General features: G+C 38.8%; 24 protein-coding genes and 1 pseudogene. 11 read left to right on the top strand and 14 right to left on the bottom strand.

Going from position 1 to position 23990, the window contains the following annotated elements; translation table 11 throughout:
• Positions 1–8 precede the first annotated feature (8 nt).
• The 3 genes from HL290_RS14095 to pilG are packed head-to-tail and all read right to left on the bottom strand — an operon-like array spanning position 9 to position 1374.
• Positions 9–545: a chemotaxis protein CheW gene (locus HL290_RS14095; RefSeq protein ID WP_005309806.1), complete on the bottom strand. Its 537-nt coding sequence runs from the start codon at positions 543–545 to the stop codon at positions 9–11.
• Between the two features lie 59 nt (positions 546–604).
• A complete protein-coding gene (locus HL290_RS14100; protein WP_005036319.1) occupies positions 605–967 on the bottom strand; it encodes a response regulator in 363 nt (120 codons plus the stop codon).
• Positions 968–990: 23 nt separating this feature from the next.
• Positions 991–1374 carry a twitching motility response regulator PilG gene (gene pilG, locus HL290_RS14105; protein ID WP_000389061.1) on the bottom strand — a complete coding sequence of 128 codons (384 nt, stop codon included), beginning with the start codon at positions 1372–1374 and terminating at the stop codon, positions 991–993.
• A gap of 285 nt (positions 1375–1659) precedes the next feature.
• Here pilG and HL290_RS14110 point away from each other — a divergent pair, with 285 nt between their 5' ends.
• From HL290_RS14110 to HL290_RS14125, 4 genes are all read left to right on the top strand, one after another.
• Positions 1660–2298 carry a hypothetical protein gene (locus HL290_RS14110; protein ID WP_045435428.1) on the top strand — a complete coding sequence of 213 codons (639 nt, stop codon included), beginning with the start codon at positions 1660–1662 and terminating at the stop codon, positions 2296–2298.
• 68 nt (positions 2299–2366) lie between these two features.
• Positions 2367–3476, top strand: a complete 1110-nt coding sequence (locus HL290_RS14115) for an efflux RND transporter periplasmic adaptor subunit (protein ID WP_080547813.1) — start codon at positions 2367–2369, stop codon at positions 3474–3476.
• A gap of 15 nt (positions 3477–3491) precedes the next feature.
• Entirely contained in the window at positions 3492–6590 is a 3099-nt protein-coding gene (locus HL290_RS14120; protein ID WP_198496803.1) for an efflux RND transporter permease subunit, read from the top strand.
• A gap of 58 nt (positions 6591–6648) precedes the next feature.
• Positions 6649–8364 carry a proline--tRNA ligase gene (locus tag HL290_RS14125; protein ID WP_198496804.1) on the top strand — a complete coding sequence of 572 codons (1716 nt, stop codon included), beginning with the start codon at positions 6649–6651 and terminating at the stop codon, positions 8362–8364.
• A 55-nt stretch (positions 8365–8419) separates the two neighbouring features.
• On the opposite strand, the gene HL290_RS14130 is transcribed toward HL290_RS14125, so the two are convergent.
• From HL290_RS14130 to HL290_RS14145, 4 genes are all read right to left on the bottom strand, one after another.
• A complete protein-coding gene (locus tag HL290_RS14130) occupies positions 8420–8761 on the bottom strand; it encodes a YegP family protein (RefSeq protein ID WP_004638995.1) in 342 nt (113 codons plus the stop codon).
• Positions 8762–8972: 211 nt separating this feature from the next.
• Positions 8973–9317, bottom strand: coding sequence for a zinc ribbon domain-containing protein YjdM (locus HL290_RS14135; protein WP_005036305.1), 345 nt, complete (start codon positions 9315–9317; stop codon positions 8973–8975).
• 91 nt (positions 9318–9408) lie between these two features.
• On the bottom strand, positions 9409–9765 hold the full coding sequence (locus HL290_RS14140; RefSeq protein ID WP_198496805.1) for a DUF488 domain-containing protein: 357 nt from the start codon (positions 9763–9765) through the stop codon (positions 9409–9411).
• A 142-nt stretch (positions 9766–9907) separates the two neighbouring features.
• A complete protein-coding gene (locus tag HL290_RS14145) occupies positions 9908–10360 on the bottom strand; it encodes an SRPBCC family protein (RefSeq protein WP_080592459.1) in 453 nt (150 codons plus the stop codon).
• 39 nt (positions 10361–10399) lie between these two features.
• Here HL290_RS14145 and HL290_RS18695 point away from each other — a divergent pair.
• The 4 genes and pseudogenes from HL290_RS18695 to HL290_RS14160 all read left to right on the top strand — a co-directional run.
• Positions 10400–10462: pseudogene (locus HL290_RS18695) on the top strand (hypothetical protein); the annotation flags it as partial.
• Between the two features lie 113 nt (positions 10463–10575).
• Positions 10576–11298, top strand: coding sequence for a YgfZ/GcvT domain-containing protein (locus HL290_RS14150; protein WP_198496806.1), 723 nt, complete (start codon positions 10576–10578; stop codon positions 11296–11298).
• Between the two features lie 149 nt (positions 11299–11447).
• Entirely contained in the window at positions 11448–12158 is a 711-nt protein-coding gene (locus HL290_RS14155; RefSeq protein WP_045435444.1) for a DsbC family protein, read from the top strand.
• Between the two features lie 184 nt (positions 12159–12342).
• Positions 12343–13167 (top strand): tetratricopeptide repeat protein, encoded by an 825-nt coding sequence (locus HL290_RS14160; RefSeq protein ID WP_198496807.1) that lies wholly within the window; start codon positions 12343–12345, stop codon positions 13165–13167.
• 34 nt (positions 13168–13201) lie between these two features.
• Here the strand turns inward: HL290_RS14160 and HL290_RS14165 are convergent, their stop codons facing one another.
• The 4 genes from HL290_RS14165 to HL290_RS14180 form a co-directional block, all read right to left on the bottom strand.
• Positions 13202–14125, bottom strand: coding sequence for an AEC family transporter (locus HL290_RS14165; protein ID WP_198496808.1), 924 nt, complete (start codon positions 14123–14125; stop codon positions 13202–13204).
• A 56-nt stretch (positions 14126–14181) separates the two neighbouring features.
• Complete coding sequence (locus HL290_RS14170) at positions 14182–15291, bottom strand: NADH:flavin oxidoreductase/NADH oxidase (RefSeq protein WP_198496809.1); 1110 nt, start codon at positions 15289–15291, stop codon at positions 14182–14184.
• 9 nt (positions 15292–15300) lie between these two features.
• Positions 15301–17487 (bottom strand): TonB-dependent receptor family protein, encoded by a 2187-nt coding sequence (locus HL290_RS14175; RefSeq protein WP_198496810.1) that lies wholly within the window; start codon positions 17485–17487, stop codon positions 15301–15303.
• 133 nt (positions 17488–17620) lie between these two features.
• The gene (locus tag HL290_RS14180; protein ID WP_198496811.1) at positions 17621–18187 is read right to left on the bottom strand and encodes a DNA-3-methyladenine glycosylase; all 567 of its coding nucleotides are present in this window, start codon (positions 18185–18187) and stop codon (positions 17621–17623) included.
• A gap of 76 nt (positions 18188–18263) precedes the next feature.
• Between HL290_RS14180 and mutM the strand changes: the two genes are divergently transcribed.
• Both mutM and HL290_RS14190 read left to right on the top strand, forming a co-directional pair.
• A complete protein-coding gene (mutM, locus tag HL290_RS14185) occupies positions 18264–19088 on the top strand; it encodes a bifunctional DNA-formamidopyrimidine glycosylase/DNA-(apurinic or apyrimidinic site) lyase (RefSeq protein WP_198496812.1) in 825 nt (274 codons plus the stop codon).
• An 18-nt stretch (positions 19089–19106) separates the two neighbouring features.
• Positions 19107–19397, top strand: coding sequence for a peptidylprolyl isomerase (locus HL290_RS14190; protein ID WP_003655265.1), 291 nt, complete (start codon positions 19107–19109; stop codon positions 19395–19397).
• Between the two features lie 10 nt (positions 19398–19407).
• Here the strand turns inward: HL290_RS14190 and HL290_RS14195 are convergent, their stop codons facing one another.
• From HL290_RS14195 to typA, 3 genes are all read right to left on the bottom strand, one after another.
• Entirely contained in the window at positions 19408–19761 is a 354-nt protein-coding gene (locus HL290_RS14195; protein WP_198496813.1) for a gamma-glutamylcyclotransferase family protein, read from the bottom strand.
• 141 nt (positions 19762–19902) lie between these two features.
• The gene (mscL, locus tag HL290_RS14200; protein WP_005036267.1) at positions 19903–20334 is read right to left on the bottom strand and encodes a large conductance mechanosensitive channel protein MscL; all 432 of its coding nucleotides are present in this window, start codon (positions 20332–20334) and stop codon (positions 19903–19905) included.
• 254 nt (positions 20335–20588) lie between these two features.
• Complete coding sequence (gene typA, locus HL290_RS14205) at positions 20589–22424, bottom strand: translational GTPase TypA (RefSeq protein ID WP_003655262.1); 1836 nt, start codon at positions 22422–22424, stop codon at positions 20589–20591.
• A 177-nt stretch (positions 22425–22601) separates the two neighbouring features.
• On the opposite strand from typA, the gene HL290_RS14210 reads away from it, so the two are divergent.
• A complete protein-coding gene (locus tag HL290_RS14210) occupies positions 22602–23960 on the top strand; it encodes a uracil-xanthine permease family protein (RefSeq protein ID WP_198496814.1) in 1359 nt (452 codons plus the stop codon).
• Positions 23961–23990: the final 30 nt, after the last annotated feature.

Consider the following 23990-nt stretch of genomic DNA (forward strand, 5'->3'; position numbering starts at 1 on the left):
CGTAAAAATTAGTTTATAAATTTTGTCGATGCATTCATGTAGTGTGGGTTTTGCAATAAACGACTAAATAAAAAGACATGCCAATGCTGGTTATGTTGGTGAAAATAACCTTGGCAATAATCTTTTAGATTTTCCTCCAAGTCTAAGCTTTGAGAAAAAAAACTTTTTTTATTAAAGTGCTGAATCCCCAAGACCTGATCCACAACCAACCCCACATACTGGTCGTGATGGCTAATACATAACACTTTTTGGGCAGACGAAAATGTACTTCGTTGCCCTGAAATAAAATGAGCCAAATCAGAAACCGAAAGTAACCGTCCCCGAATGTTCGCCAAACCCTTCACCCAACTTTGAGCATTTGGAACTGGCGTATATTTCGGTGGATAGATAACTTCTGACACTTCCCCAAGTGGTGCGACGAAGTATTGCCCTCTCATTTCAAAAGCAATCCCTGACCATCGCTGTGCTTCATTTTGAACTGAAGCGTAATTCTTATTACCCCGTTTAGACAAACGAAGTAACTCGATAAATCCATTCGCTGCCATACTCGATCCTATAAAACGGGCATATAACCCCGCTATTTATGTTTTTATGGATGGATGAGTTACTTTAGAAATTGTTTAATTACATCAATCAATTGCTTTTCTTCGATAGGTTTAATCAGATAGTCGATTGCACCTTGACGCTTGCCCCATACTCGGTCAGTTGCCTGATCTTTAGTACTCACGATTACCACAGGAATATGCTTAGTGTCTTCATCACGGGTAATCTGGCGTGTTGCCTGAAAACCATTTACACCTGGCATGACAACATCCATTAACACTAAGTCAGGTTGTTCTGCTTTTGCCAAAGTTACACCATCTGCACCATTAGATGCTTCAAGTACGTCATAACCATGCTTGGTTAGAATTTCTTTAAAACGAAAAGTTTCTGTTGGTGAATCATCAACAATGAGAATACGTGTCATTTCTTTGCCCTTAAATTACTTAATTATGAACTTACGTGATTACGAATCGCGTTTAACAATTCATCTTTGCTAAAAGGTTTCGTCAAGTATTCATCTGAACCTACCACACGCCCTTTTGCCTGATCAAATAAACCATCTTTACTAGAGAGCATGATAACGGGAATGTTCTGATAATTTTGAGAGTTTTTAATCAAAGCGCAAGTTTGATAACCATCTAAACGAGGCATCATGATATCGACAAAAACAATATCTGGATTTGCTTCTGCAATTTTGGACAAAGCTTCAAATCCATCCACCGCAGTAATCACTTCACAGCCTTCTCGCTGTAATAAAGTTTCGGCTGTACGGCGAATGGTTTTTGAGTCATCAATTACCATTACTTTCAGATTTTGGAATGCATCTTCCATTTAATCTTCCATCCCCAATAAATATAAAATATAAATGCAATTTAACTTAAATTTGTTTTTACGCATTTATAAGCATTTTTAACATATCTCACGGTCTATTTTCAATGAGGCATTTTTGTCTACTTTCTCATTTATAAACAATAACTTTTAACCTCATCACACTTTAATTGAAATTATCATTTTTTTTATAATGACTATATTTTTATTCAGCTAAATAATAACTAATATAATAAAGATTAATTATTTAAAAATAAGCGATTTAGCTTTCTTTTCTGGGGATTTTCAATGAATGATTGGATGAAATATGCCTTTTATAGGAACTGCTTGTCTGTATCTATAGGCATTATTTCCTTCGGTTCACTCTTTTTCTGGGCTTCCACCCTTGCTATAGCCGATACTTCTAAAGTGGTCTGGTATCGTTATTATGATCAACAGGGTACGGCCAATATCAGTACATCAGTCACACCTGCTCATATTCGTTATGGTTATGAAGTTCTAGATCAAAATATGCAAGTGATTAAAAGAAACCATTCTTATAATGCGCAGGCTGATTTAAATCAATCAAGTCAAAGAGCATTATCAGCACGACATAGAGAACTAGATATCAAATTAAAAAAAGCCTATAGCAATAGTAAGACAGCCACGATTAAAAGAGATCAAGCATTACTTGCTATAAAGAAGCAAATTAACTATCAACAGGAACAACTCGACCAGTTACAAGAAGACAAAATTTTATTTAAACGTCAAGAAATGGAATATTTCAGAAAAAGAGAAGTTATTCCTGAGCACCATAAGACGTTGATTGAAAACAATCTAAATAATATTTACAGGGTTAAACAAACACTTGAAACACTTTCCAAGACCTACAACCGTACCAACAGCGAGTATGAAAATATTATCGAACGTTTAAAAAAGCTTGAATAACTGTAAAGGTTTATCAAGAATAGGGGCAAAATAAAATTTGAATTATAGGATGATGCTGTATGCACAAAATGCATCTCACCCCTTCCACTATTTTTAAACTGAGTATTATTAGTTTATGTTTGATTTTAGCTGCATGTAATCAGCAAGAAACAACTAAAACAACGGCACCAGCTCCAGCAAAAATTGAACTCATTCCTCAAGACCTGATTGCAGTTAAAGAGGGAGCGCTTGACTCTCAAACTGCTTTTACAGGAACGATCCGTGCGGTTCAGCAAAGTTCAATTCAGGCTCAAGTGAGCGCCACGGCGACCACTGTAACTACAAATGTTGGTCAACAGGTACAAAAAGGCCAAGTTTTAGTGAGATTGAATAATCAGGACAATGTTGCACGATTAGCACAAGCGCGCGCCAACCTTGCATCAGCTCAATCACAAGCTGAACTTGCACGCAATTTAATGAACCGAAAGCAAAGACTGTTTAATCAAGGGTTTATTGCTCGTGTCGAGTTTGAACAGAGTCAGGTTGACTACAAAGGCCAACTTGAAAGTGTAAAAGCTCAACAAGCCAATGTTGATATTGCACGTAAAGCGGATCAAGACGGAATTATTACCAGTCCAATTTCAGGTGTAATTACTAAGCGACAAGTAGAACCAGGTCAGACTGTATCAGTTGGTCAAACGCTATTTGAAATCGTAAATCCAGACCAACTTGAAATACAGGCCAAGTTACCCATTGAACAGCAGTCTGCGCTTAAGGTAGGTAACAGTATCCAATATCAGATTCAGGGAAATTCTAAACAATTAAACGCAACGCTTACTCGTATTTCACCTGTTGCAGATCAAGACAGCCGACAAATCGAATTTTTTGCAGTTCCTAAAGAAAAAATTGATTCGTTAAGCATAGGAGCTTTCATTAATGGAAATATTCTTCGTAGTGACACCAATCAAGGCCAAACGATTCCTTTAGACAGCATTCAAAATATGCAGCATGATCCTTTTGTATGGGTGGTACGTAATCACACCATCCAAAAAGTTAAAATTCGAGTGATTGAACAGCGCTATAACGACAATATTGCTTTGGTTGGTGGTTTGCAAAGCACAGATCTGGTGAGCCGTATTCAATTTGAAGATTCCGACATTAATAAAAAAGTGACGGTTACAAACGACAAAAATAAATAAGGTAGCAAATAGCGTATGTGGTTTACTCGAATCAGCGTGAAATACCCCGTTTTTACTATTATGATGATGATCAGCTTAATGGTACTCGGGTTAGCTTCTTGGAAACGGATGACTGTTGAAGAGTTTCCAAATATAGATTTCCCATTCGTCGTAGTCACTACAGAATATGCTGGTGCTTCGCCTGAAGCTGTCGAATCAGATATTACTAAAAAACTCGAAGATCAAATCAATACGATTTCAGGCATTAAGCAAATTACCTCACGTTCAAGTGAAGGTTTTTCGATGGTCGTTGCAGAGTTTAATCTTGATACATCTTCAGCCATTGCAGCACAAGATGTTCGAGACAAAATTGCTCCCGTCGCAGCACAGTTCCGTGATGAAATTGATACACCAATTGTACAGCGCTACGACCCTTCCTCTAGTCCAATTATGTCTGTTGTCTTTGAATCTACTAGCATGAATTTGGCTCAATTGAGTTCATATGTCGATAAACGGATTGTGCCTCAACTCAAAACCGTGTCTGGTGTCGGTAATGTGAATTTATTGGGGGATGCCAAACGACAAATACGAATAAAAATTCTTCCTGAGCAATTGCAAAGTTACGGCATAGGCATTGATCAGGTCATTACTACATTAAAAAATGAAAATATTGAAGTTCCGGCAGGAACCTTACAACAAAAGAACTCAGAACTTGTTGTACAGATTCAATCAAAGGTTATTCATCCCCTTGCATTTGGCGATTTGGTGATTGCCAATAAAAATGGTTCACCGATTTTTTTAAAGCAAGTCGCAACTGTTGAAGACACTCAAGCAGAACTACAATCAAGCGCTTTTTATAATGGTAAAACGGCTGTCTCTATTGATATTTTAAAAAGTTCCGATGCCAATGTAATTCAAGTCGTCGACAAAACTTATCAAACTTTAGAGAAGTTAAAAGCTCAGATGCCTGCGGGCTTAAATTATAAAGTCGTAGCTGATAGCTCTAAAGGCATTCGCGCTTCAATTAAAGATGTTGCCCGTACTATTATTGAAGGTGCCGCCTTAGCAGTTTTAATTGTTTTATTATTTTTAGGCTCTTTCCGCTCTACCGTCATCACAGGTTTAACCTTACCCATTACCCTTCTTGGAACCCTAACTTTTATCTGGGCTTTTGGGTTTAGCATTAACATGATGACGCTGTTAGCCCTATCACTCAGTATTGGTCTATTAATTGATGATGCAATTGTAGTTCGGGAAAATATTGTAAGACATACAGAACTTGGCAAAGATCATGTCACAGCTGCCCTTGAAGGGACAAAAGAAATTGGTTTGGCTGTACTCGCAACTACCCTTACTATTGTAGCCGTCTTTTTACCTGTTGCCTTTATGGGCGGACTGATTGGACGTTTCTTTTATCAGTTTGGTGTAACAGTCAGTACCGCTGTTCTAATTTCAATGTTTATTAGCTTTACGCTCGATCCAATGCTTTCTGCTCACTGGAAAGATCCGGTCAAGAAAAAAGATAATTGGCTACAACGGTTTTTTGACCATATTTCTAATTTGCTAGATCGACTTAGTCATATGTATGAAAAGCTATTAAAACTAGCTCTACGCTTCCGTTTCATCACGGTGATTATTGCAATCGCTTCATTATTTGCTGCATTAGGACTTTCTAAACTCATTGGAACTGAATTTGTACCTACTCCAGATAAAGGCGAAATTCGGATTCAGTTCGAAACTCCTGTAGACGCTTCTTTGGAATATACCCAAGCAAAACTCCATCAGGTTGACCAAATTATCAGGCAATTTCCAGATGTCGTTTCAACTTATGGTGTTGTCAATAGTGGGGTTGATTCTGGTAAAAATCGCGCCGGTTTGGGGGTTACCTTAAAGCCGAAACAACAGCGAAACAAGGATCTTAATGCGCTCAATAATGAATTCCGTGATCGTTTGCAAACTGTAGCGGGCATTCGAGTTACGTCTGTTGCCGCAGCACAAGATTCTGTTTCGGGTGGGCAAAAGCCAATCATGATTTCTATTAAAGGGACAGACTTAAATGAACTACAAAAAATTTCAGATCGTTTTATCGCTGAAATGGAAAAAATTAAAGGTGTAGTTGATTTAGAAAGCTCTTTGAAAGAACCAAAACCAACTCTGGGTGTTCATATTAATCGTGTACTGGCAAGTGATTTAGGCCTATCAGTTTCACAAATTGCCAATGCGATTCGTCCATTAATTGCTGGTGATAATGTGACAACATGGGAAGATCGGGATGGTGAAAACTATGACGTTAATGTTCGTCTAAACGAAAATAAACGTATGCTGCCGCAAGATGTTCAGAACCTATATCTCAACTCAAATAAAACCAATGCCAATGGGCAAAACATTTTAGTTCCACTTAGCGCAGTTGCAACAACCGAAGAAAAACTTGGCGCTTCACAAATTAACCGACGTGATCTTGAGCGTGAAGTACTGATTGAGGCAAATACCTCAGGACGACCTAGCGGCGACATTGGTCAAGACATCGATAAAATGCAAAAGGCGTTTAAGCTACCTGCGGGCTATACATTTGATACTCAAGGTGCCAATGCCGATATGGCAGAATCTGCAGGATATGCATTAACAGCAATTACCCTATCGATTGTATTTATCTATATTGTTTTAGGTTCTCAATTTAATAGCTTTATTCATCCAGCTGCGATTATGGCCTCTTTACCATTATCACTAATTGGCGTATTCCTTGCCCTCTTCTTGTTCCAAAGCACACTGAACCTGTTTTCGATTATTGGCATTATCATGCTTATGGGGCTTGTCACCAAAAACGCGATTTTGCTTATCGATTTTATTAAGAAAGCGATGGATCAGGGTGTCAGCCGTTATGATGCTATTTTACAAGCTGGCAAAACCCGTTTACGCCCAATTTTAATGACTACAAGCGCTATGGTGATGGGTATGGTTCCTCTAGCTTTAGGTCTTGGCGAAGGCGGTGAGCAAAGCGCACCAATGGCCCACGCTGTGATTGGGGGAGTGATTACCTCTACCCTATTGACTCTTGTGGTTGTACCCGTCATTTTCACTTATCTAGATGACTTGAAAAACTTTATGCTGCGTCAAACTCGACGATTCATGTCATAATGCAGCGATTATCGTATAATCTGCGTTTTTATAACGCTTAACTTTTAGGACTTTTTCCATGCGCGCAAGCCGCTTTTTATTTGCAACGTTGAGAGAAACCCCAAATGATGCTGAAGTGATTTCACACCAGCTCATGTTACGTGCGGGGATGATTCGTAAATTGGCATCTGGTTTATATACATGGCTGCCGATGGGAACACGTGTGCTCAAAAAAGTAGATGCAATTGTTCGTGAAGAAATGAACCGTTCAGGTGCAATGGAAGTATTCATGCCCGTGACTCAACCCGCAAGTCTTTGGGAAGAATCAGGTCGCTACGAACAATACGGTCCTGAATTATTACGCTTTAAAGATCGCCATGCGAACCCATTTGTACTTGGACCAACGCATGAAGAAGTTATTACGGATATGGCGCGTAACGAACTCAAAAGTTATAAGCAGCTTCCTGTAAATTTCTATCAAATTCAAACCAAATTCCGTGATGAAATTCGCCCACGTTTTGGGGTAATGCGTTCACGTGAGTTCATCATGAAAGATGCTTATTCTTTCCATGCAACTCAAGAGTCATTACAAGAAACTTATGACGTGATGTACGACACATACAGCCGTATTTTCACTCGCTTAGGCTTAGACTTCCGCCCAGTACAAGCAGATACAGGTTCAATTGGTGGTTCAGCTTCACATGAGTTTCACGTTTTGGCTTCAAGTGGTGAAGATGACATCGCATTTTCAACTGAATCTGATTATGCAGCAAACGTTGAAATGGCTGAGGCTGTTTTAGTGGGTGAACGTGCAGCCCCTACTCAAGAACTAAAATTGGTTGAAACACCAGATCAGAAAACGATTGACGATGTCTGCCAATTCTTAAATGCTGATCCTAAGCAATCTGTTAAAGCATTATTGGTTCAAGGCATGGCTGACGAAAAAGGTCAGGTTCCTGTCGTTGCTCTATTTGTACGTGGTGACCACGAACTTAATGAGATTAAAGCTGAGAAGCATCCTTTAGTGGCTGCCCCTCTTACTTTTGCAACTGAAGAACAACTTCAAGCATTTGGTTTAACTGCTGGCTTTACAGGTCCACAAGGTTTAGTCGAAAAAGGCTTAACTGTGATTGTTGACCGCGCTGCATCTGTTCTTTCAGACTTCGTTGCTGGTGCAAATGAAGCTGACAAACATGCTGTAGGTGTAAACTGGGAGCGTGATGCACAAATTACCGAAGTTTTCGATTTGCGTAATGTAGTTGAAGGCGATCCATCTCCAGATGGCAAAGGTACACTACAAATTAAACGTGGTATTGAAGTAGGCCATATTTTCCAACTTGGTACTAAATACTCTGAAGCTTTAGGTTGTAAAGTTTTAGGTGAAGATGGCAAACCATTTACAGTAACCATGGGATGCTACGGTATTGGTGTAACACGTGTAGTTGCAGCTGCAATTGAACAAAACTACGATGACAAAGGCATTATCTGGCCACAAGCCATTGCACCTTTTGAAATTGCAATTGTTCCAATGAATGCGCACAAATCTCCACGTACTCTTGAAGCAGCAGAATCTCTTTATGCAGAACTTCAGGCACAAGGTTTTGATGTATTACTTGATGATCGTAACGAACGTCCGGGCGTTAAATTCTCTGACCTTGAATTGATGGGTATTCCACACCGTATTGTGATCGGTGAAAAAGGTCTTGATGCAGGCACTTTTGAATATAAAGGCCGCCGAGATGCTGAAGCGAGCAATTTAACTAAAGAAGAACTTTTAGCTAAGTTAGCGCGTTAATAAATACATAAATAAAAAAGCAGCTTTGAGAAGCTGCTTTTTTTTAACTGAGTTTTTATGCCTGAACTGTTAAATCCTTAATGGTCGTTGATGAACCATTGGTTTTAACAGACTCAATTCCTTTATCTCGTGAAGCTTCACTCGCATAGAACTGACTCGTTCCAATAATCTGATGATTTGCAGCTTTTAAATTGAAATAAGGCTTTCCATTTTTTGCAGTTAAACGCTCATATCGCGCGTCATCACCACTGTTTTTTTGAATTGATTCAATACCATTTACAGCAGAGGCTTTTGCCTTATATAGCTCACTATTTAAAATAGGTTCACCATTTCCTGCCTTTAAGATAAAGCGGTATTGACCATCACTCGCTTGTGAAATTTCGTACCATCCTGCCATAAAAACCTCATTTTTTTGTTGGTGTGGGTATGACTTTCGTTATTATTCTGGACGAAAGTTATTTGTTATTTATGACAATATAAATGGGCAATCATTCTTTGAATAGCCCATTTTTTATACTTTTTCGTAATAAAATTATAATGATGTTAGAAATTTAAAAGATAGAGATATAGACGTATATCTCTACCGAAATGTAATGAAAATTAACAATTTAAGCTTTTTTTACAAATTCAGATTTTAATTTCATCTGACCAATACCATCAATTTTACAATCGATATTGTGACCGTCACTTGCATCTGGAACTAAGCGAATCGTTTTTACTTTCGTACCTACTTTTACCACTGAAGATGAGCCTTTAATTTTTAAGTCTTTAACTACAGTCACACTGTCGCCATCGGCTAAAATATTTCCATTAGCATCTTTAATAATTTCTTGTTCTTCAGTTGCTAAAGCATCTCCTTCTTTCCACTCATTTGAGCATTCAGGACAAATCAATAAGTCGCCATCTTGGTAAGTATATTCTGATTGGCATTTTGGGCAATTTGGCAAAGACATGAAAAAAATCTCAAAAAGTATATTATGCGAGATATGACTCATTTTTTAAAGTTTTAAATAAAACACTTTTACCAAAAAAAAATTTATATATTCATTTTGAGTTTTTGCTTAATAAATATTCCTTCAAAATAATTGCATGGTTATTTTCAACATCTTTTGCTGAATATAAGAGCGTGACTTTATGCTTCGATGCGATCTCTTGTAGCTCTTTCACTGCTGGGTTGGTTTCAAGCTCCTCCAGATAACGCTGCTTAAACTCTTTCCAATGATCCGGCGTTGCTGCATGGAACCATTTTCGAAGTTCAGTTGAAGGAGCCACTTCTTTTAGCCATAAATCTAAATGAGCATTTTCTTTGCTAATTCCCCTACCCCATAGACGGTCAACTAAAATACGCTTTCCATCACTAGGGTCAGCATTTTCATAAATTCTTTTAATGTGTATATCCATAGTCTTTCTCTGCGTAAGGTTTATATTTTAGCCCTATAAAATCATTCAATATTTTTTTCATTTTGGATAGATCTGATAAAAGAAAAGTGAGTAGATTTAGCTCCACTCACTTTTTAAATATTTAATTAAAATTTTAGAAGGTTTATTGGTCAGGGATATCCGCTTCTATTAACAAAGTCAGTAAAGATAAGGATTCTTGCCATCCCAAATAGCACGCTTCCACAGGAATAACTTCTGGTATTCCTTCTTGCGTAATATGCACTTCCGTACCCACCAATACAGTTTTTAATGTAATGGTGACTTGCATAGTCCCAGGTAAATTAGGGTCATCAAATTGGTCGTTATAGCGAATTAGCTCATTTGGAACTAATTCAACATAGGTTCCACCAAAAGCATGTGTTGAACCTGTCGAAAAATTGGTAAAACTCATTTTATATGAGCCACCCACACTTGAATCAAAACTATGGACCTTTGCGGTAAAACCATGAGGTGGTAACCACTTTACTAAAGCGTCTGGATCTAAAAATGCACGATAAACACGCTCGGCTGGTGCCTTAAACACTCGATGAAATTTCACTGTACCTGTTGCCATCATTATTCTCCTTATTTTAATTTCCTTTGAATTATCGAAATTATGTTTATTAGCTTAAACCTTCGGATTCATCCGAACGTATATTTTTGGTGTTTTTTTAAACAATAAAGCTATCTTTTATGCAAAATCAAAATACAAAAACTATGGCTGATTTTTTAGTAAAAATGGAGCAAAATAGTCGGCAATCATAAAGAAACATATTGAATTTGAGATTAATCATGAGTCTGCTCGCTTTCTCCTCATATGCTTTAAACGGTGTAGATGCACAAAAGTTTTTACAAGGCCAAGTTACTGTAGATATTGAACGTTTAGCTGAAAATGAAACACGCTATACAGCCATCTGTGATCTTAAAGGTCGTATCCACTTTGGCTTGTGGTTAAAAAAGATTAATGCTGAAAGTTTTGAAATCGTAGTTGCTCAAGATCAAGCAGAAGAGTTTGCCAAACATATTAAAAAATTTGGTGCTTTTTCGAAAATGACCTTGAGTGAACAAGGTCCTGCTTTTCCAAAAATCTCTGGTCATCAGACTGAGTTTTCTGCACTAGAAACTGATATTTCTGAATGGCAGAAACAAGCTATTCTTTCTGGCCAAGCTTGGATTACACAGGCAACAGAACACGAGTTTCAACCACAGGAACTCCGCTTACATCAACGTGAAGGCGTTAATTACGATAAGGGCTGTTACCTTGGTCAAGAAATTGTGGCGCGCCTTTGGTTTAAAGCAAAACCCAAACACTGGTTACATCTAGTGCAAGGTACAGGTGAAGCACCTGCAGCGAAAGCTCAACTCCATAAAGATATTGAAGTCGTCAATAGTGTTGCAAATGAGGAAGGTTATCTTGCTTTAGTTGTGGCTAAACCTGCTGCTCTAGAAGAGCTGGGCCTTCAAGTTCTTGATTTACCTGAAGCCTTAAGCGGTGATGTTGCCAGACCACAATAACTCATTATTTGCTTAAGCTGGAAAGCCCACCTATAAACTTGTGGGCTTTTTTATAGATACAAAATACTAATGAATTCATTAAATTAGAACGTCAATTTTTTAAGTTTTATATGCCATCATTAACCCTGTTGAAATTAAAGAGAAAAAAGATGAAGACTAAACTTGCTACACTCATGTTGAGTTTGGCTATTTTCGGTTCTGCTCATGCTGATGTTAAAACACTTGAACAAAATCTTAAGACCAATTATCCAGATTTGCCTGTAAAAGGTGTTTACCAATCTCCTGTACAAGGCATTTATGAAGTGTATACAAGCGGCCGTATTGTTTATACCAATCAAGATGCCAAGTACTTTTTTGTCGGTAATTTAGTCGATATTAAACAACAAAAAAATATGACTGATGAACGAATTGCCGAATTAGGTAAGATTGATGTTAAAAGCTTACCGCTTAATCAAGCGATTAAATACGTAAAAGGAAAAGGTGAACGTACGATCTATATCTTTAGTGATCCTGATTGTCCATATTGCCAGCGCCTAGAACAAAATATGGTTGGGGTTGATAACGTAACGGTATATGTTTTCCTTTACCCTCTTACCAGTTTACATCCGAACGCTGAAAAAGTTTCAAATCAAATCTGGTGTTCAAAAAATCCGGCAGAAGCTTGGACGAACTATATGCTTAACCGTAAGCTACCTACGACCAGCAAAAACTGTTCAACACCAATCCAGAAAAATATTGCTTTCGGTAATAAATTAAATATTGATGGAACGCCCACCCTGTTCTTGCAAGATGGTCAAAGAATTTCTGGCGTACCAAATGATGCCAAGCAAATTGAAGCATTACTCCAGACAGCAAAATAACAGTATCACCCACTCCGTTTTATTAACGTGAGTGGGTATTTTTTCTCCACAATTTGTCCAAAGTGCAGTGCTTCATATACAAATCGGCTGTTTACTTTCAGCGTTCAAGATTTATGATGAGAACTTGAAACTATTTAATGCATCAATGGAATGATGTAGCTACGAAGTAAAAGGTTAAAAAGAAATGAAGAAATTACTAATCGCAAGCCTAATCACCCTTTCAAGTGCATCAATTTTTGCGGCAGATAACACTACGACGGCTGCTAAAACAGATGCTTTTAAACAAGCTGAACAAATGTATGCAGCAAAAAATTACCCAGCTGCATTTCAGGAAATGCAACGCCTAGCTCAAACGGGTAATGCCCAAGCCATCTATAACTTAGGTTACATGACCCAAACTGGGCAAGGCACAGCAAAAGATTCTTCTAAAGCCCTTAAGTATTATGAAGATGCATCTAATAAAGGCTACGCACAAGCGAGTTACACACTCGCTCAAATCTATGAGACAGGCGAACTAGGCGTTGCCAAAGATAGTAATAAATTCAGTCAATATATTCAAAAAGCATCGGCTCAAGGTTCTGATGATGCGACTGTAAAAATTGCGACGATTTTATTTGCTCAGAAAAAACCGCAATCACATCAAATCGCTCTGCAAAAGTTAGCGCCTTTAATTAGAAAGGGCAACTACCCAGCGATTCAGGTCAAAGCCCTTTATGATATTAGCCAAGGTGTGGAAAATAAAAACCCACTCATGAAACGTCAAGGTATTGAGTCTTTACAATCAATTGCACAAAAAGGTTATGCACCAGCTTCTATGGCTTTAGCGACCATGATGGCCAATGGCAATATCATTCCGCAAAATTTGCCACAGGCTAAAAAGATTTTTGCTGAGTTAGCTAACCAAAATGTTCCCAATGCTAGAGAATCTTTAGCTTCGGTTGATAAAATTATTGCAGAAAAAAGTAAACAACCAGCCACTGCTCCAGCACAGCCAGCTCCGAAAAAATAGTGAATGATTTAAGCCCCGCGAGGGGCTTTTTAATTTACCACCACAAAGCGATAAGTCCACTCACCCCAATAAAACCAACAACGGTACTAATCATTAAAGGTGTTAAGGCCTTTTCATTTAAACCATATGCTTGTCCAAAAATTCCAAAAGCAATTGGCATCGGTAAAGCAGCAATTAATGTTCCAGCGTAAAGCATTTCACGGCTTACATCTGGAGTGATTAAAAAGAGTGCAAAAATAACAGATGGCATCAGGATAACTTTAAATGTCGCCAACAAAACACTTTGCATGTTTACTGTTGTAATTCCAATTCCAACTAAGCTTCCCCCAATTGCAAACAAAGCCAAAGGTGATGCCGTGCGCCCAAGTAACTCTAAAGACTGATCAAGAGTCGTAGGAAGGTTAACATCTAAAAGAATGCATCCCATCCCAACCAAAATAGCGATAATCACTGGATTCTTGAGTAAATTCAAAAAGGTTTGTTTTAAAAGCGGTAAAAGATTTTGTTGTTGATGTAGACCAGCTTCAGCCAAAATCAGCATGAGTGCCACAATCAATAAATTTTCAATGATTAAGGTTAAAGAAATATAGATTGCTGCATGGTTGCCAATTAACATAGTCAAAATAGCAGTTCCCATGAATCCAGTATTGGACATCGAAGCGCCCATCGCGATTACGGCGCTATGGGTTAAACTATTTTTAAAATATTTTCGATAAAGAATAAAAGCCAAGAAAAATAAAATTAAAGAGCCACCGCCATAAGCAACAAAATAAGCAGGGTGCCAAATGTCCTGTAAGTTTTTATTTGCTAAAGAATGAATTAAAAAACCTGGTAAAGAAATTTTAATCACAAATGCGCTAAGTGCCCGGATCTGTTCAGGCGTTACCAATTTGATGAGGACACAAACATAGCCCATCAATAGCAATATCAAGATAGGCAAAATAACCTGAAAAACCACCGAACGACCTCACTCATCTAAAGAAAAACGGGCAAAGATAACTTTGCCCGATACAGTTAAAAAGAATTAAAAAGCTGTTTTACCCCATGAGGTTGGCAACGTAAATATTGAGGTGCTATTTTAACTTGCGCGCCTAAAGCTGCTGCTGCATGCCAAGGCCATCTTGGGTCATATAACATGGCACGAGCAAGACCAATTGCATCGGCCTGATGCGAAGTAAGGATACTTTCTGCTTGTTCAGGTTCGGTAATCAGCCCTACAGCAATGACTGGAATAGACACATGCTTTTTGACTTGTTCAGCAAAAGGAACTTGGTAGCCAGCTCCAATCTGAATAGATTGGTGCTCGTGCAAACCACCACTAGACACATGCACATAGGCTGCGCCCAACTGCTCTAAAGCTTTTGATAAACCAACTGTAGATTCGATATCCCAGTGTTCTACACCGTCCAACCAGTCGGTCGCAGACAATCTAACTCCCACGGGATAACCAGCAGGAACAGCGAGTTTAATCGCCTGAAGAACCTCAAGTGTCATGCGCATACGGTTTTCTAAAGAACCGCCGTATTCATCTGTACGCTGATTCGCAATTGGCGATAAGAATTGATGTAATAAGTAACCATGCGCAGCGTGAACTTCGATTAACTCAAAGCCAGCTTCTACGGCACGTTTTGCTGCTGCTGCAAAGTCTTGTTGAACTTCTTTAATCTCAGCAATGGTTAAAGCATGCGGTGCAGCATCATGAACGGAAAAGGTACTTTCACTTGGGGCAACCGTTTGCCAACCATGTGGCTGATCTTTTGCAATTTGCCCTTTCCCTAACCATGGTTTTTCAGTAGACGCTTTACGACCTGCATGTGCTAACTGAATTCCAAATGGCATGGGTGAAAGTGTTCTAACCTTACCCAATAACGTTTTGATTTGGTCACGTTGCTGATCATTCCAAAGTCCAAGGTCTGCATAACTAATACGTCCCTCAGCTTGTACAGCAGTCGCCTCTACAATACAAAGCCCTGCGCCAGACAACGCATAATTTGCCCATTGCTGCTCATGCCAATAGGTCACTTCACCGTCATCTGTTGCCGAATATTGGCACATTGGGGCAATTACAATTCTATTGGCCAGTTGTAGTGAACCAAAGTTAACCGTTTCAAATAATTTTGCCATTTTTAATTCCTAGAATTGTTTAATTACACGTAAACCTGCACTCCAGTTACGCCCGTCAGCGGGTTCAAAATAACGACCAACTGGTTGAGTTGAATCATTCACGATGACTGAACCTGCATAGTTTTTATCAAAGAGATTATCTACACGAGCAAAGCTATTTACTTTCCAGTCGCCCATTACCCATGCATAACCAACATTAGCTGAGGTTACACTGTAGCTTGGCGCTGCGTCACTATTGGTATCATTCACGTATACTTTATCCATATACTGTACATCTACCCCACCATATAGACCGTGCGTAGGTTGCCAAGCCAAAGATGCATAAGCCTGATTTTTAGCAATACCTGGGATGGCATTCCCTGATGGAATTTGAGCAACACTTCCTGAGGCTGGAATATCCGCATCAAAGGTTGCATCTAAATAGGCATAACTAGCAGTAGCAGTTAAATCTCGCCACAACTTTTTATTCCATGCAAACTCTACGCCTTCACGTAAGGTTTTATCTGCATTACGGAATGTTGAACGGCCGTTAGAATTCCCTGCTGAAACAATGTCATCTTTGGTCTTAGTTTGGAAAACTGCCAAAGTAAAATCACCCAAATGATTTTGTGACTTTAAGCCTGTTTCATAGGTATCACTTGTTGATGCTGTTAAACCAAAATTAAAGCCACTCAAACCATCTGGACGATATGCCATTTCAGTAAATGTCGGTGTTTCAAAACCTTTGGCATAACTCACATACGCCATAAGTTCAGGTAAAATTTGCCAGCTTAAAGCAGCAGAAGGCAAAACTTTATTGTAATCAGTCTTACCACTATCATCACCGTTCACAGTCCCGTACTGATCAGGCCCTGAAGTGAAATGATCTTTTGATTTGTAATGCACATTGCTATAACGCACACCCGTATCTAAACGCCATGTGGGCAAAAACTGCCATGAAGCTTGTAAATAGGGGTCGATATTCCACAAAGTATTGTCTTCATCACGGCGTAAATTACCTTTAACACCATAAACATTATTTACATTAAAATTTTCAAAACCTTTGCGGTCCTCATCCATCATATCAAGTGCAATACCTGCACTAATCGTCGTATTCGGCAATAGTTCTTTACCCGTCCAACGGAAGTCAGCACCATAATAGTTACGCTCAAAATCAATTACCCCACCAGCATGTGTAGGACTTTTTTGACCTGAGTAAATAGGTTTACCATCTTTTAGCGTTACTTCACCTTTTGGAATCGATTGATATTGTGTCACCTGACGATTGCCTAGATATGCCATGGCATAGAGTTCATTTTTATCATTAATCGGTTTAGACCATGTCACGCCCGTTTGAGTTTGTTCAATATCTTTACGGACATTAAATTGCTTTAAAAATGGAACCTGTTGCTTTGGGTTAGCATTCCACTGGTCATGAGTTAAACCCTGCGGATCATCTGCATGAATTTTGACATAGTTAGTCACCCAGTTGATTTTGCTTCCATCATCAAGATTCCAACTGAGCTTTGCATTGTTTAATACTTTCTCTGCACTACTATGTTCTCGGTAACCATCGGTATCGAAATATGATGAACTAATAACATAACTTGGTTCATTCGCACCCTTTGCCCCACCTTGTAGCACAAGCCCAGCTCGACTTTTATCATGACTTCCACCCGAATAACTCAGCTCAATCGAGTCTTTCCCTTGCCCTTCTTTAGTAGACGTTAAAATCGTCCCACCAGATGAGTTTCCGTAAAGTGAAGAGAAAGGTCCTGTTAGAACTTCAACATGATCCAGACTACTTAAATCGATATTAGAGGTTTGGCCTTGTCCATCTGGCATCGTTGCAGGAATACCATCCACATACAGGCGAATACCTCGAACACCAAAAGTTGAACGTGCACCAAAACCACGCATGGAGAGCTGTAAATCTTGTGCATAATTTTCGCGATTACGAATCTGTAAACTCGGTATTCCTTTCACAACTTCAGTTAAATTTACTTGTGAGGAATTATCAACTTGAGGCGCATCAACTCTAAAAACCGAAGCAGGTGTTTGCAAATAGGTTGTATCGGTACGTGTTGCTTCAACATGTAAAGTTGGCAATACCGTAATGTCTTGAGCTAAGTCATCTGCCCAAACAAGTGGGCTAGAAATACAACCCATACTCATCAAAATACAGTAATGAAGTCGGTCTAAGCGTAATAAGGACATGCTTATTTCCTTTATTTATATTGTAGTTATGATAACAAAAAGCAGTGTCTTGTCTGGATATAGAATTTGCTCTGCATTGTTTTAAATCTGGAACACACTTAATCACTATCGAAGAACTTACTACCTACTTTAATTAACGACTTAAAGAGGGATGATCTTTCCAGCAATATCGTTCAGGCCAATCTTTTGCCTCCTCGGCATAGTCAATTCCTATACGTGGTGTCATCACCACTTCAGGCTGCGTTGATGCCGATTCAACCCACAGTCCAGATTCTTCACCTAAAGTTTGACCTTTTAAAGATCGATCAATGCCTAAATATCGTGTGAGTTTGCCGGGTCCAGCTAAAAGCTTATATTCTTTTTTGGTTGAAGCACCATTCAAAAATGCAGAACGAATCATTACCCCTTCAGGGATGCCTTCTGTCTGGGTAATGAGATTGAGCATTTCATACATGCCATAAATTAAGTAGACGTAAATCGTGCCACCTGAACCATACATCACGTCTGTTCGAGCTGTGCGTTTATCATTGTAACTATGGCAAGCTTTATCTCGAATTCCTAAATAAGCTTCTGTTTCGGTAATCGTACATCGAATGACGTGTCCATCAGCTTGTCGCTTACATAGCACACATCCGATTAAATCATGAGCAACCTGTGAAGTTTCACGTTGAAACCAGCTTAATGGTAAAATATCTGACATAGTAATCTCTGAAATATTACATACCACACGATATACTTAATTATTCCAGTATATCTGTTAATTCTGCGAGTTGGCGATGCCTGAGTTACCCGAAGTCGAAACAACTAAAACCAGCTTATTTCCCTTATTGAATCAAAAAGTTCAAAGTGTAGAAGTACGTAACCCGAGCTTACGCTGGGCAATACCAGATGATGTTCAAAAACTTGTTGGGCAACGTCTTATTGGATTAAATCGACGCTCAAAATATATCTTGGCAGAATTTGAACAAGATCAAATGCTTTGGCATTTAGGAATGTCAGGCAGCTTCCGCTTGTGTCAGCCAAATGATGAGCTGAGAAAACACGATCACTTCATCATTCGCTTTGAGGAACATGAGTTACGTTATCATGACCCACGTCGCTTTGGCTGCATTCTCTGGCTAAACTCTGAAACACAAGGGAAATTAATTGATACTTTAGGACCTGAACCTTTAAGTACTGACTTTAATGCAGAATATTTAGCTTCAAAACTTAAAAATAAATCTGTCGGCACAAAAATTGCACTTATGGATAATCATGTTGTGGTTGGTGTTGGCAATATTTATGCAACCGAAAGTTTATTTAATGTCGGGATCCATCCAGCACAGCCTGCTGCGGACCTTAGCTTTGAACAAATCGAGAAACTGGTGATCGAAATCAAACGGATTTTAAAATCTGCTATTGATTTGGGCGGTTCGACCTTACGTGATTACAGCAATGCCATGGGTGAAAATGGTTATTTCCAACAGACCCTTTTGGCGTATGGACGTGCCGGACAGATGTGTGTTAACTGTGAAACCACATTAGAAAACTTGAAACTTGGACAACGTGCAAGTGTATTTTGCCCAGAGTGCCAACCCCTCAAAAAGCCCAATAAGCTCTAATTTTCAGAGGAAGTTATAATGCAAACAGCAATCGTCCGACATATTCTGGTCAAAGATAAAGACTTAGCTGAACAGTTAAAAAAGAAGCTACAAAGTGGTGCTGACTTTGCCAAACTTGCTAAGCAATATTCAACTTGTAATTCAGCAAAACGCGGTGGTGAATTAGGCGAAGTCAAAAAAGGACAGCTGGTACCAGTGATTGATAAAGTGGTATTTACAGCCGCTGAGCGTGTACTACAAGGTCCAATAAAAAGCCAATTTGGTTATCATCTTTTAGAAGTTAAATTCAGAATGAGTAGCTTACGTTGATTCCATTATTTTAATTATAGTTTTTGGAAGCTTGAGCCTGCGCATTCAGTTGATATGTCCAAGCTTTGATCTGTTCACCTGACTCAAGCTTCACATCGACTATGACACGTTGATATTGAAAACCTTCAAAATCATCAAGCATCTGCCAGTTTTCAGCCAGTTTTTCTGTGCTAAACAGATAACCCTCTACCCAATCGGCTTTTTCGTCTAAAACAATTGCTTTTAAGCCTTTGTCGGGTCCCCAATCTAAAACATGAAGCACACCACGCACAGTGGCTTTTGTCCAGTTACCGCCAATCTGCTCTAAAATATGAGCATTTGCTTTATTTGGACATAAGGTTCCATACACAAAAAGCTGATTCATTTATTTATACCCCTTTTACAATATGTGTAATTGAACTTATTGGTAATCTTTCAATTTTATCAATATCTTTAGCCCAACATAAAATACTTAGTCATAAAAAACGGCACCTTTAGTACCGTTTTTTATTACTTCAGAAGATTGTTAAGCTTGCTTTTTCAATTCATCACGAATTTCACGCAATAATTGAATATCTTCAGGAGTTGCAGCTGGAGCTTCTGGCTCATTCTTATCACGGCGAAGTCTGTTTAATAATTTCACCATTAAGAACACAACCCAAGCCAAAATAATAAAGTTGATTAAAATGGTGAGGAAATTACCATAAGTTAAAACATTGATACCTGCTTTTTGCAAAGCATCTAAAGATTGTAGATTGGCAGGATTTGCTCCTAGAACAATGAATTTCTGCGAAAAATCAACACCACCACCCGTGATTACAGTGATAAGCGGCATGATAATATCTTTTACTAAAGAGTCTACGATTTTGCCAAAAGCACCACCAATAATCACACCAATGGCTAAATCCATCATATTGCCTTTCACGGCAAATTCTTTAAATTCTTGAATAATACTCATCTAAACATCTCCAGATGTCGGGGGTTAAAACACGTTATATTTTTCTTTTCATTGGCATCTTATCCATTTAGATAGTAATCGCCATGATATTGATAATTTAATATTTTTATCAAAAAAAGAAAGTTATTTCACACTTTAACAACATATTAACTGATAAGAAAAATATGATTTTAAGCTTAGTTTAATTTCAAATATAACGATTAAAAAAACCGCTAAATTAATTTAGCGGTTTTTTCTTTTTCACTTAAGAAAAATTATTTATCACGGTTACGTTTACGTTCGTTTTCAGTCAAGTAACGCTTACGGATACGGATTGACTTTGGAGTAACTTCAACTAATTCGTCATCTTCAATGAACTCAAGCGCTTGTTCAAGCGTGTATTCAACAGCTGGTGTCAACGTTAACGCTTCATCTGTACCAGATGCACGTACGTTTGTTAACTGTTTCGCTTTAGTTGGGTTAACAACCATATCATCTGAACGAGAGTTAATACCAATGATCATACCTTCGTAAACTTCTAACTGAGGTTTAGCGAATAGACGACCACGGTCTTGCAATGTGAATAATGCATAGCCCAAACAAACGCCTTGAACCATAGAAATCAACACACCGTTTTGACGTTTCGCAACAGTACCTTGTTTCATTGGACCGTAATGCGAGAAGCTTGATGTCATGATCCCTGTACCAGAAGTCATGGTCAAGAATTCAGAACGGAAACCAATTAAGCCACGTGAAGGAACAGTTGCTTCAATACGGATACGGCCTTTACCGTCAACTTCCATATTTGTCATTTCACCTTTACGGTAACCCATTTGTTCCATTACCGAACCTTGGTGCTGTTCTTCAACGTCAAATGTTACGTTTTCGTATGGTTCTTGCTTTTCGCCGTCAACTTCTTTCAAAATAACTTGTGGACGTGATACGCCCATTTCGAAGCCTTCACGACGCATGTTTTCAATAAGAACTGAAAGGTGAAGTTCACCACGACCAGACACTTTGAAACGGTCTGGACTGTCAGTATCTTCAACACGTAATGCTACGTTGTGAATCAATTCACGATCTAAACGTTCACGAATATTACGTGAAGTAACAAATTTACCTTCTTTACCCGCAAACGGTGAGTTGTTTACTTGGAAAGTCATCGTAACAGTAGGTTCATCTACAGATAACGGCGGTAAAGCTTCAACATTTTTCGGATCACAAATCGTGTCAGAAATATGAAGTGCATCGATACCTGTTACACAAACGATATCACCAGCATTTGCCTCTTCAACGTCAACGCGATCTAGACCATGGTAACCCATGATTTTTAAGATACGACCGTTACGTGTTTTACCTTCTTTGTCGATAACAGTTACAGGTGTGTTTAATTTAACTGAACCACGCTGAATACGACCAACACCGATAACACCTACGAAGCTGTTATAATCAAGTGAAGAGATTTGCATTTGGAATGGACCATCAACATCAACTGCTGGTGGTTCAACGATATCTACAATTGTTTGGAACAATGGAGTCATGTCGTCAGCAAGTTCTTCTGGAGAAGGACCAGCAACACCACGAAGACCTGAAGCATAAACAACTGGGAAGTCTAACTGTTCGTCAGTACCACCTAAGTTATCAAACAAATCAAATACTTGGTCAATTACCCAATCAGGACGCGCACTTGGCTTATCTACTTTGTTGATAATCACGATTGGCTTCAAACCGCTCGCAAAGGCTTTCGATGTCACAAAACGAGTTTGTGGCATTGGACCTTCTTGAGAATCGACAAGAAGAAGTACGCAGTCAACCATCGACATTACACGTTCAACTTCACCACCGAAGTCAGCATGTCCTGGGGTGTCCACGATGTTAATGCGGTATTCTGTATTTGTACGCGCATCAGTCCATTTAATTGCAGTGTTTTTTGCAAGAATGGTAATACCACGTTCACTTTCAATTGCACCTGAATCCATCACACGCTCGATTTCACCCGCGCGATCACCTAATGCACCTGATTGTTGTAAAAGTTTGTCGACTAAAGTCGTTTTACCATGATCGACGTGCGCAATGATGGCAATGTTACGGAGTGTTTTAATATCTGACATGTAAATTCGATACGCCTAAAGTTTGAGGGCAAATTATACAGAAAAACACTACTCTTGAGTAGTGACAGTTTATTGACATTGACAAAAAAATTTCTAATAGCCTGTATTTCGTTTTGTAAAGATAGTTATCTCGATTAGAATAGCGCCAATTTGCAAAATTGCGGCGGACCTATACCCATGTCCAATCAACACTCTCAAGACCATTTAGACCTTGTTTATGGTTTAAATGATCGACCAAAACCTTTGATCGCTTTTTTAGCAGCTTTCCAGCATTTGCTTGCGATTATTGTACCAATTGTTACACCTGGCCTTTTAATTTGCTTAGCTTTAGGTGTTTCACGCACCGAAACTAACATGATTTTATCGATGTCTTTGGTAATTTCAGGTATTGCTACATTTTTACAATGTAAAAAAGTTGGTCCGTTTGGTGCAGGTCTTCTGATTGTTCAAGGCACAAGCTTTAACTTTATTGGTCCTATTATTGGTATTGGTAGTGCAATGGTTGCCGCAGGAACACCAGTCAACCAAGTTATGGCTGCAATATTTGGTGTGGTCATTGCCGGCTCCTTCATTGAAATGGGTGTTTCGCAAATTCTTCCATGGGTAAAAAGACTCATTACTCCTTTGGTGACAGGTATTGTTGTTTTATTAATTGGCTTAACGCTTATTAAAGAAGGCTTGATTAGTATGGGTGGTGGCTACCAAGCCATGCAAGATCATACTTTTGCAAGTGCAGACAACCTTATTATGTCATGTACGGTACTTGCCATTATTGTTGTGCTGAATCGTATTCGAGTGGTTTGGATTAAAAGTTCAGCTATTTTAATCGCTTTAGTGAGTGGTTATGTTCTTGCTGGATTTATGGGTCATCTAGATTTCTCTGGTATTAAAGACGCGCCACTCGTCCAAATTCCAACACCAATGCACTTTGGTTTGAGTTTCTCTTGGGGATTGTTCATTCCAATGGCATTCATTTACTTGGTGACCTCTTTAGAAGCAATTGGTGATGTGACAGCAACCAGTAAACTTTCCAACCAACCTGTTAATGGTCCTGAATGGATGAAACGCATTAAAGGTGGCGTATTAGTGAATGGTGCAAACTCTTTGCTAGCTGGACTATTTAACACTTTCCCGAGTTCTGTTTTCGCTCAAAACAATGGTGTAATTCAACTCACTGGGGTTGCTAGCCGCTATGTAGGTATCTGGATTGCCATTTTACTGGTTTTATTAGGTCTATTTCCTGCGGTAGCTGGTGTGATACAAGCAGTTCCTCAAGCGGTTTTAGGTGGCGCTGTTATGGTCATGTTCGGTGCAGTGGCTGCATCTGGTATTAATATTCTGTCTTCAGTTCATCTTGATCGCCGAGCATTATTAATTATTGCCATCTCACTTGCATTAGGTTTAGGTGTTGCTCAAGTTCCTCAAATTTTAGAACACCTTCCAGAATTATTTAAAAATATTTTTAGCTCGGGCGTGGCAACAGGTGGTATAGCGGCATTAATTCTAAATGTTGTGCTTCCTGAAACTCATAAATAACTAACTTTTAATTTTGATTACTGCCCAGCT

It is taken from the genome of Acinetobacter sp. AC1-2 (assembly GCF_016124155.1).
Classification (GTDB): domain Bacteria; phylum Pseudomonadota; class Gammaproteobacteria; order Pseudomonadales; family Moraxellaceae; genus Acinetobacter; species Acinetobacter calcoaceticus.

What these genes read in the sequence shown, in the direction of transcription:
- HL290_RS14135 (WP_005036305.1), bottom strand. Translation starts at nt 9,317, where the DNA reads ATGTCTTTGCCAAATTGCCCAAAATGCCAATCAGAATATACTTACCAA.
- HL290_RS14095 (WP_005309806.1), bottom strand. Translation starts at nt 545, where the DNA reads ATGGCAGCGAATGGATTTATCGAGTTACTTCGTTTGTCTAAACGGGGT.
- HL290_RS14140 (WP_198496805.1), bottom strand. Translation starts at nt 9,765, where the DNA reads ATGGATATACACATTAAAAGAATTTATGAAAATGCTGACCCTAGTGAT.
- HL290_RS14115 (WP_080547813.1), top strand. Translation starts at nt 2,367, where the DNA reads ATGCATCTCACCCCTTCCACTATTTTTAAACTGAGTATTATTAGTTTA.
- HL290_RS14145 (WP_080592459.1), bottom strand. Translation starts at nt 10,360, where the DNA reads ATGATGGCAACAGGTACAGTGAAATTTCATCGAGTGTTTAAGGCACCA.
- HL290_RS14120 (WP_198496803.1), top strand. Translation starts at nt 3,492, where the DNA reads ATGTGGTTTACTCGAATCAGCGTGAAATACCCCGTTTTTACTATTATG.
- HL290_RS14180 (WP_198496811.1), bottom strand. Translation starts at nt 18,187, where the DNA reads ATGTCAGATATTTTACCATTAAGCTGGTTTCAACGTGAAACTTCACAG.
- pilG (WP_000389061.1), bottom strand. Translation starts at nt 1,374, where the DNA reads ATGGAAGATGCATTCCAAAATCTGAAAGTAATGGTAATTGATGACTCA.
- HL290_RS14110 (WP_045435428.1), top strand. Translation starts at nt 1,660, where the DNA reads ATGAATGATTGGATGAAATATGCCTTTTATAGGAACTGCTTGTCTGTA.
- typA (WP_003655262.1), bottom strand. Translation starts at nt 22,424, where the DNA reads ATGTCAGATATTAAAACACTCCGTAACATTGCCATCATTGCGCACGTC.
- HL290_RS14170 (WP_198496809.1), bottom strand. Translation starts at nt 15,291, where the DNA reads ATGGCAAAATTATTTGAAACGGTTAACTTTGGTTCACTACAACTGGCC.
- mutM (WP_198496812.1), top strand. Translation starts at nt 18,264, where the DNA reads ATGCCTGAGTTACCCGAAGTCGAAACAACTAAAACCAGCTTATTTCCC.
- HL290_RS14175 (WP_198496810.1), bottom strand. Translation starts at nt 17,487, where the DNA reads ATGTCCTTATTACGCTTAGACCGACTTCATTACTGTATTTTGATGAGT.
- HL290_RS14195 (WP_198496813.1), bottom strand. Translation starts at nt 19,761, where the DNA reads ATGAATCAGCTTTTTGTGTATGGAACCTTATGTCCAAATAAAGCAAAT.
- HL290_RS14190 (WP_003655265.1), top strand. Translation starts at nt 19,107, where the DNA reads ATGCAAACAGCAATCGTCCGACATATTCTGGTCAAAGATAAAGACTTA.
- mscL (WP_005036267.1), bottom strand. Translation starts at nt 20,334, where the DNA reads ATGAGTATTATTCAAGAATTTAAAGAATTTGCCGTGAAAGGCAATATG.
- HL290_RS14150 (WP_198496806.1), top strand. Translation starts at nt 10,576, where the DNA reads ATGAGTCTGCTCGCTTTCTCCTCATATGCTTTAAACGGTGTAGATGCA.
- HL290_RS14100 (WP_005036319.1), bottom strand. Translation starts at nt 967, where the DNA reads ATGACACGTATTCTCATTGTTGATGATTCACCAACAGAAACTTTTCGT.
- HL290_RS14125 (WP_198496804.1), top strand. Translation starts at nt 6,649, where the DNA reads ATGCGCGCAAGCCGCTTTTTATTTGCAACGTTGAGAGAAACCCCAAAT.
- HL290_RS14155 (WP_045435444.1), top strand. Translation starts at nt 11,448, where the DNA reads ATGAAGACTAAACTTGCTACACTCATGTTGAGTTTGGCTATTTTCGGT.
- HL290_RS14130 (WP_004638995.1), bottom strand. Translation starts at nt 8,761, where the DNA reads ATGGCAGGATGGTACGAAATTTCACAAGCGAGTGATGGTCAATACCGC.
- HL290_RS14210 (WP_198496814.1), top strand. Translation starts at nt 22,602, where the DNA reads ATGTCCAATCAACACTCTCAAGACCATTTAGACCTTGTTTATGGTTTA.
- HL290_RS14160 (WP_198496807.1), top strand. Translation starts at nt 12,343, where the DNA reads ATGAAGAAATTACTAATCGCAAGCCTAATCACCCTTTCAAGTGCATCA.